At 67.4% G+C, this 8,438-nt stretch carries 8 protein-coding genes; 7 read left to right on the plus strand and 1 reads right to left on the minus strand.

The window, feature by feature from the left end; all coding sequences use genetic code 11:
- The 7 genes from VJ655_RS03945 to hflX form a co-directional block, all read left to right on the plus strand.
- Positions 1-176, plus strand: a 176-nt coding sequence (locus tag VJ655_RS03945; protein WP_324109773.1) for an ATP-binding protein, incomplete at its 5' end; no start/stop codon positions are given.
- 2 nt (positions 177-178) lie between these two features.
- Positions 179-1,600: a sigma 54-interacting transcriptional regulator gene (locus VJ655_RS03950; protein WP_324098517.1), complete on the plus strand. Its 1,422-nt coding sequence runs from the start codon at positions 179-181 to the stop codon at positions 1,598-1,600.
- A gap of 82 nt (positions 1,601-1,682) precedes the next feature.
- Positions 1,683-3,926: a PAS domain-containing sensor histidine kinase gene (locus VJ655_RS03955; RefSeq protein WP_324098519.1), complete on the plus strand. Its 2,244-nt coding sequence runs from the start codon at positions 1,683-1,685 to the stop codon at positions 3,924-3,926.
- On the plus strand, positions 3,923-5,311 hold the full coding sequence (gene ntrX, locus VJ655_RS03960) for a nitrogen assimilation response regulator NtrX (RefSeq protein WP_324109769.1): 1,389 nt from the start codon (positions 3,923-3,925) through the stop codon (positions 5,309-5,311). The genes VJ655_RS03955 and ntrX overlap by 4 nt, the downstream gene beginning before the upstream one ends.
- Positions 5,312-6,175: a D-amino-acid transaminase gene (locus VJ655_RS03965; RefSeq protein WP_324109770.1), complete on the plus strand. Its 864-nt coding sequence runs from the start codon at positions 5,312-5,314 to the stop codon at positions 6,173-6,175.
- 156 nt (positions 6,176-6,331) lie between these two features.
- Positions 6,332-6,580, plus strand: coding sequence for an RNA chaperone Hfq (gene hfq, locus VJ655_RS03970; RefSeq protein ID WP_013079113.1), 249 nt, complete (start codon positions 6,332-6,334; stop codon positions 6,578-6,580).
- 5 nt (positions 6,581-6,585) lie between these two features.
- Positions 6,586-7,923 (plus strand): GTPase HflX, encoded by a 1,338-nt coding sequence (gene hflX / locus VJ655_RS03975; protein ID WP_324109771.1) that lies wholly within the window; start codon positions 6,586-6,588, stop codon positions 7,921-7,923.
- Here the strand turns inward: hflX and mazG are convergent.
- The coding region (gene mazG, locus VJ655_RS03980) for a MazG family protein (RefSeq protein ID WP_324109772.1) at positions 7,920-8,438 on the minus strand (519 nt) is incomplete at its 5' end. The two genes, hflX and mazG, sit on opposite strands and share 4 nt — an antisense overlap.

The raw sequence follows: 8,438 nt of genomic DNA on the forward strand, positions 1-8,438 counted from the left end.
TCGTCACCACCAAGGCAAACGGCACCGGCCTTGGCCTTGCCCTCGTCACCAAGCTGGTCACCGCCCACGGTGGCCTGATCGACTTCGAATCCGAGCCCGGCCGCACCGTGTTCCGCGTGCTGCTGCCCGTCGCGCCCCAAAATGGCGCTCCCGACACTGTTTCCGGAGACGCGTGAGCATGAACGCCGCGAGCAAAAAGATCCTGATCGCAGATGACGACAGCTCGGTGCGCCTGGTGCTCAGCCAGGCTTTCACGCGCCTGGGCTATCAGGTCCGCGCCACCGGCAACGCCACCACGCTGCTCAAGTGGGTCACGGACGGCGAGGGCGACCTGGTCGTCACCGACGTAATGATGCCCGACGAGAACGTCTTCGACGTGCTGCCGCGCATCCGCAAGGAGCGCCCCAAGCTGCCGATCATCGTGATGAGCGCGCAGAACACGCTACTGACCGCCGTCAACGCCGCCGACGCCGGCGCCTTCGAGTACGTCTCCAAGCCCTTCGACCTCGACGACGTCACGGCCGCGGCCCGCCGGGCCCTGTCGCGTCCGGCCGACACCGAGGCGTCCAAGGCCCAGGCTCGCGCCATGCGCGACGAACGTCTGCCGCTGATCGGTCGCTCGGCCCCGATGCAGGAGGTCTATCGCACGATCGCGCGTCTGGTCGGCGCCGACCTGACCGTCCTGATCCTGGGCGAAAGCGGGACCGGCAAGGAACTGGTCGCCCGCGCCCTGCACGAGCTGGGCCGTCGTCGCGACGGCAAATTCGTGGTGCTGAACCTTGCGGCGGTGCCGCGCGAGCGTGTCGAGGTCGAGCTGTTCGGACGCGGTGAGGGCGACAACGGGCGTCTCGTCGAAGCCGATGGCGGCACCCTGTTCCTGGACGAGATCGGCGACATGCCGCTGGACGCCCAGACCCGCCTGCTGCGTGTGATCGATGGCACCGAGCCGGTTATCAATCCCAAGACCGGCCGGCGCCCGAACGTCCGGATCATCGCCGCCACGAACCGCGACCTGCGCGGCCTGATCCAGCAGGGGTTGTTCCGGGAGGACCTGTTCTTCCGTCTCAACGTCGCGCCCGTGCGCCTGCCGCCGCTGCGTGACCGCGTCGAGGACATTCCAGACCTGGCTCGCACCTTCCTGCTGCGCGCCGCCCGCGAGGGACTACCGGCCAAGACCATCGATCAGAGCGCGCTCGATCGCCTGAAAAGCCACCCCTGGCCCGGCAATGTCCGCGAGCTGGAGAACCTGATGCGGCGGATGTGCGCCCTCTACGCCGAGGAGCTGATCACCGCCCGCATCGTGGATCGGGAGCTTCAGGACCACACCCCCGCCGTCCGCTCGGAAGAAGGTCCCGTGACGCTGTCGACCCTGGTCGAGCGGCATCTGGCTTCGCACTTCGCCGATCAGCCCGACGGCGTGCCGCCACCGGGACTGTACGATCGGGTTCTGCAGGAAGTGGAGCGCCCCTTGATTCAGCTGACCCTGTCGGCGACGCGGGGCAACCAGGTGCGCGCCGCCGAAATTCTCGGCCTGAACCGCAACACGTTGCGCAAGAAGATCCAAGACCTTGGCGTGGAGATGACCCGCGGTCGCCGTTAGGCCGCGCTTCCGATGTTAGAGGCTGCAGCTTTCTCAGCACATAGCTGTTGAATTTAGGGCACACCCTCCTAAAATCACGGCGATGGCTTCAGTGGCTTACGCGACCGGATCGGAAGCCCCGCCGACCCGGTTCAGCCGGGCCTGGTGGCGAGAGCTTTTGCGGTCACGCTATCTGGTGGGCGGGGGCTACGCGGTCGCCGTTCTGCTGACGGTCGCCGGGGTCGCCTTGGCGTCGTCGCCACCAAAGACCGACTCAATCAGCACGGCCAGCACCGTCATTCTGATCGTGCTCGGCTTCAACCTCGCCTTGATCCTGGGCGTGGCCACCATCGTAGGTCTGAGGCTCTATGATCTGATCGACGCCCGAGCCAGCGACGCCGGCGCTCGTCTGCACCTGCGGTTCGTCGGACTGTTCTCGTTGGCGGCCGTTGCGCCCGCGGTGATCGTGGCGCTGTTCTTTGGGGTTCTGGTCAATCGCGGCGTCGATGGCTGGTTCAGCCAGCGCGTCCAGACGGTGGTGGGAAACTCGGCCAAGGTCGCCAACTCGTACGTCGAGCAGCAGACCAAATACATTTCCGAGCACGTCGGCCCGATGGCCGCCAATCTCAACCAGGCGGCGCCGGCCCTGTCCCAGTCGCCGGTGGCGTTCGGTCACTTCCTCGCCGGTCTCACCGAGGACAATGGTTTCTCCGCGGCCTATGTCCTCGATCGTGACGGGCGGATCCTCGCTCGCGCCGAGACCCGCGACGCGCCCCCGTTTCTGGCGCCGCCGCCATCCAGCTATGACGGCACCGACAGCGGCGAGGTCAGCGCCCAGCGCTTCGTGTCGACCGACCTGTTTCGGGCCCTCTACAAGCTGAAGGCCTTTCCCGATGGCTATCTCTATGTCGTCCGGCCGATCGAGAAGGGCATCCTGACCCACCTGATCGAAACCCAGGACGCGCTGGTTTCCTATCGCGACGCCGAGCGTAGCCGCGGCCGAATCCAGGCGATCTTCGGCCTCAGTTATCTAGAGACCGCGCTGCTGGTGCTGGTCGCGGCGATCTGGGTCGGGATCGCGGCCGCCAACTCCATCGCGGGACCGGTCGCCGACCTGGTGGAGGCCGCCGGGCGTGTATCCGGCGGTGACCTCGACGCTCGCGTGGGGGCTGGTTCGGGACCCGAGGAGATCCGGGCGCTGTCCAACGCCTTCAACATGATGACCAGCGAACTGCAGTTGCAGCAGGCCGCCCTGAAGGCCGCCAGCCTCGACGCCGAGAGCCGTCGCCAATTCATCGAGACGGTGCTTTCGGGCGTCAGCGCCGGCGTGGTCAGCCTCGACGAGCGTGGGCGGGTGTCTGCGGTGAACCGCCGGGCCGTGACGCTGTTGGGACTTCCCGACGACGCTCTGGGCGTCGACCTGATCGAGTTGGCGCCAGAGTTCGCCACGGTGATGGAGGCTCTGCAGGAGAGCCGACCGGACACCGACGTCGAGGTCGATATCATGCGCGAGGGCGAGACACGGCGTCTCCGCGTTCGCGCGGCGGGTCACGTCGCGGCGGGTCTTGTGCTGACGTTCGACGACATCACCCGTCTGGTGGCCGCCCAGCGCAACGCGGCCTGGAAGGACGTGGCGCGTCGCATCGCCCACGAGATCAAGAACCCGCTCACGCCGATCCAGCTGTCGGCCGAGCGCTTGCGCCGGAAGTATCGCAAGGAGATCGTCAGCGACCTAGAGACCTTCGATCGCTGCACCGACACGATCATCCGCCAGGTCGGCGATATCGGCCGTATGGTCGACGAATTCTCGGCCTTCGCGCGCATGCCCGCGCCCCGCTTCGAGCCCGCCAACCTGACCGAGATGCTGCGCCAGGCGGTCTTCGCCCAGCGGTTCCAGGACGCCGAGATCGAGGTGAAGCTTGAGGAGCCTGGAGACGGAGACGTCTGGGTGACCTGCGACGAGCGAATGATCGGCCAGGCGGTGACCAACATCCTGAAGAACGCCGGCGAGGCCGTCGGCGCAAGGCGCCTGGCGGATCCAGGCCTGCGCGGTCGGATCACCGCGACCTTGGTCTCGGATGCGGACGACCTGTGCGTAACCATCGAGGACAACGGCGTCGGACTTCCCGCCAAGGATCGGGACCGGCTGACCGAGCCCTATGTGACCACCCGCGAGAAGGGGACAGGGCTAGGCCTTGCCATCGTCAAGCGGATCATGGAGGACCACGGCGGCAGCCTGGCCCTCACCGACGCACGCGAGCTCCCTGGCGCTCGCGTGATCCTGAAATTTCCGACGACCGCGCGTCTGCTCGCCGCGGCCCAGAGTGGCGTTGAGGAGATGATATGAGCGCCGACGTTCTCGTGGTGGATGATGAGGCCGACATCCGCGAACTGGTGGCCGGTATTCTGGAAGACGAAGGCTACGCCGTGCGTACGGCCGCCGACTCCGACCAGGCGCTGGCGGCGATCCGGGCCCGTAAACCCGCCCTTCTGGTCCTGGACATCTGGATGCAGGGCGGCGGCATGGACGGTCTTGAGCTGCTGGACATGGTCAAGGCGCTGGACGCCGACCTGCCGGTGATCATGATCTCCGGTCACGGCAATATCGAAACCGCCGTCAGCGCCATCAAGCGTGGCGCCTATGAGTTCCTGGAGAAGCCGTTCAAGTCCGATCGACTGCTTCTGGTGGTCGAGCGCGCTCTGGAGGCGGCCGGGCTGCGGCGCGAGAACCGACGCCTGCGCACGCAGACGCTGGCTCCCGACGGACTGATCGGCAAGTCCGCCGCGGCGCAGGCCTTGCGACAGCTGATCCTGAAGGTCGCCCCGGCCAACAGCCGCGTGCTGGTCTCGGGTCCGCCCGGCGCGGGCAAGGAACTGGTGGCGCGCCTGATCCACGGCGCCAGCACCCGCGCCAAGCAGGAGTTCGTCGCCGTCAGCGCCGCCGGCATGGCGCCCGAGCGCCTGGACGTGGAGTTGTTCGGCGAGGAAGGCGAGGGTGGCCGTCCGCGCAAGATCGGCGTGTTCGAAAGGGCGCACGGCGGCACCCTCTATCTCGACGAGGTCGCGGACATGCCGCGCGAGACCCAGGGCCGCATCCTGCGGATCCTGGTCGAGCAGCGGTTCCGGCGGGTCGGCGGCGACAACGACGTGCAGGTCGATGTCCGCGTGATCTCGTCCACCTCCCGCGACCTGCGCGATGAGATCGCCGCGGGGCGCTTCCGGGAAGACCTCTTCCATCGCCTCAACGTGGTGCCCGTGCGCGTTCCCGGCCTGGCCGAGCGCCGGGAGGACATCCCCGAACTGATCAACTATTTCGTCGATCGCATCAGCGAGGCGACGGGACTGGCGCGCCGCAAGCTCGGCGAAGACGCTCTGGCCACGCTTCAGGTCCAGACCTGGCCGGGCAACGTCCGTCAGCTCCGCAACAACGTGGAGCGGATGCTGATCCTCGCCTCGGGCGAACCGGGCGACGTCATCACCGCCGAGATGCTGTCGGGAGCCGATCAGCCCACCGGCGGCAACGCCGGCGCCATCGGCGCCGAGAGGATCATCGCCCTACCGCTGCGCGAGGCTCGCGAGCTGTTCGAGCGCGAGTATCTGAACGCCCAGATCCTGCGCTTCGGCGGCAATATCTCGCGGACCGCTAATTTCATCGGCATGGAGCGCTCGGCGCTGCACCGCAAGCTGAAGTCCTTGGGGGTCGCTGGCGCCCGGGCGGAAGAGGAAGAGTAGATGTCGCGTTTCGCCTATGTGAACGGTCGGTTCGTGCGTCACGGCGAGGCCGCCGTTCACATCGAGGATCGAGGCTATCAGCTAGCCGATGGCGTCTACGAGGTCTGGGCGGTGTTCGACGGCAAGCTGGCCGACGCCGAGGGGCATTTCGCGCGGCTGTGGCGCAGCCTGGACGAGCTGCGCATCGCTCACCCGATGAGCGAGGCGTCGCTGACCCTGGTCCTGCGCGAGGCCGTCCGGCGCAATAAGGTGCGTGAGGGCCTGGTCTATCTGCAGGTGACGCGCGGCGTCGCTCGCCGCGATCATGCCTTCCCGAACCCCACCGTGCTTCCTTCGGTGGTGATCACCGCCAAGTCGATCGATCGCGCGGCCACCAACGCCAAGGCGGAGAAGGGCGGGGCGGTCGTTTCCGTCCCGGAGAACCGCTGGGGACGTTGCGACATCAAGTCGATCGGTCTGCTGCCCAACGCCCTGGCCAAGCAAGCGGCCCGCGAGCGTGGCGCGATCGAGGCCTGGTTCGTCGATGACATGGGCCTGGTCACCGAGGGCGCCTCGTCGAACGCCTGGATCGTGGACGCTGAAGGTATGCTGCGCACCCGCGACACCAACGCCAACATCCTGCGGGGCGTGACGCGCTCGACGCTGCTGGAAGTCATCCGCGAGGCCGGCCTGACGATCAGCGAGAAGCCCTTCACGATCGCCGAGGCGCAGGCCGCCAAGGAAGCCTTTATCACAGGCGCCGGCTCGCTGGTGACGCCGATTATCCAGATCGACGGCGTCAAACTGGGGGATGGGCGGCCGGGGCCAGTGGCGGCGCGGCTGCGTCGTTCCTATATCGACCGCGCGCGCCAGAAAGCCGTCTGAATCCGGAGCAAATTTCGCCGAGGTCAGTCGCTGGTAGCGTGACCTCGCGGAAATTTTCGCTGGCGGCTTGTCGCTTTCGGCGAAAAATCATCTAGCATGGACTTGTTTGTGTGGGGGGCGTGTGGCCCTCCGAGAACAATGAGAGGGGAACCCCCGATGTCTGCCGAGAAGAAGCAAAACCTCCAGGACACGTTCCTGAACAGCGTGCGCAAGTCGAAGACGCCGCTCACCATTTTCCTCGTCAACGGCGTGAAGCTGCAGGGCGTGGTCAGCTGGTTCGACAATTTCTGCGTCCTGCTGCGTCGCGACGGCCAGTCGCAACTGGTCTACAAGCACGCCATCTCCACCATCATGCCGGCGCAACCCGTGCAGCTCTATGAGCCCAGCGCCGACTCCGACGACTGAGACGCTTGTCAAAATCCACATCCAGGTCGATTGACCACGCCGCGCCGATCCTGAAGGCGCTCGTCATCCATCCGGCGCGGCAGCTGCGCGGCCAGGCGGCCCTCGAGGCCCGGGATCCCAATTCCCGGCTCGAGGAGGCTGTCGGCCTCGCCGTGGCGCTCGATCTCGAGGTCGTGGAGGCGCTGATCGCGCCCCTGCGCGCCGTCACGCCCGCGACATTGTTCGGCAAGGGCAAGATCGAGGAGTTCGCGACGATCTGCGAGGTCGAGCACATCGACGTCGCCGTGTTCGACGACCAGCTGACGCCGATCCAGCAGCGCAACCTCGAAAAGGCGCTCGAGGTGAAGGTCGTGGACCGCACCGGCCTGATCCTGGAGATCTTCGCCCGCCGCGCCCGGACCCGCGAAGGCCGCCTGCAAGTCGAGCTCGCAAGACTCGAATACGAACGCTCGCGTCTCGTCCGCACCTGGACCCACCTGGAACGCCAGCGTGGCGGCACCGGCTCGACCGGCGGTCCCGGCGAAACCCAGATCGAACTCGACCGCCGCCTGATCCGCGACAACATCATCAAACTCAAGAAGGAGCTGGATGAGGTGCGCCGCACGCGGACCCTGCATCGCAGCGCCCGCAAGAAGGTCCCGTATCCGACCGTGGCCCTGGTCGGCTACACCAACGCCGGCAAGTCCACGCTATTCAACCGCCTGACCGAGGCCGAGGTGCTGGCCAAGGACATGCTGTTCGCGACCCTGGACCCGACCTTGCGCACCGTGAAGCTGCCCGACGGCCGGCCGGCGATCATGTCCGACACCGTGGGCTTCATCTCCGACCTGCCGCACGAACTGGTCGAGGCCTTCCGCGCCACGCTCGAGGAGGTGCAGGAGGCCGACGTCGTGCTGCACGTCCGCGACGTCGCCAATCCCGACAGCGAGGCCCAGGCCCGCGACGTCGAGACGGTGCTGGGCGAACTGGGCGTCACGCTCGACGAAGGCAAGACCGTCGTCGAGGTCTGGAACAAGATCGACCTGCTCTCGGAAGAGGATCGCGAGGTCATCGAAGGTCAGGCCCGCCGCACCGGGGCCTCGCCGGTCTCGGCTGTGACGGGCGAGGGCTGCGAAGCCCTGCTGCGCCGGATCAGCGGGCTGATCGACGACTCGCCCCCGGTCGAGATCCAGCTCAAGGCCCAGGACGGCGAGGCCCTCGCCTGGATCTACCGCAACGGCCGGGTGCTGAGCCGTTACGACGGCCCGGCCGGCGAGGTCACGATCGTCGCGCGCCTCGACGGCCAGGCCCTCGGCCGCTTCGAGCGCCAGTTCCCGGACGCCATGGTCCAGGCGGCCAGCTAGGCCTTCTCCGCCGCCTTGGCGTCGTTCCATAGGGCGTCCATTTCGGCCAGGTCGGACTGATCCGGCGTCTTGCCGCGCTGGGCCAGGCCGGCCTCGACGAAGGCGAAGCGGCGGGTGAACTTGGCGTTGGTGGCGCGCAGCGCGTCTTCCGGATCGACGTCCAGCTTACGGGCCAGATTGGCGCAGACGAACAGGATGTCGCCCAGCTCCTCGCGCGCCTTGGCCATGTCGCCGGCGTCGATCTCGACCGCGATCTCCTCGGTCTCCTCGCGCAGCTTGGCCAGGACCTCGGCGGCCGTGGGCCAGTCGAAGCCGACGCGGGCGGCGCGCTTGGTCAGCTTGACCGCGCGGGTGAGGGCGGGCAGGCCCGTGGGCACGTCGTCCAGCACCCCGTGCTTGGCCTTGGCCTGGCGCTCCTGGGCCTTCAGGGCCTCCCAGCCCTCGACCTGGGCGGAGAGGTCCTCATAGGCGTGATCGCCGAACACGTGCGGATGGCGGCGGATCATCTTGTCGGA

Origin of the sequence: Caulobacter sp., from assembly GCF_035254145.1 — a bacterium.
Classification (GTDB): Bacteria; Pseudomonadota; Alphaproteobacteria; order Caulobacterales; family Caulobacteraceae; genus Caulobacter.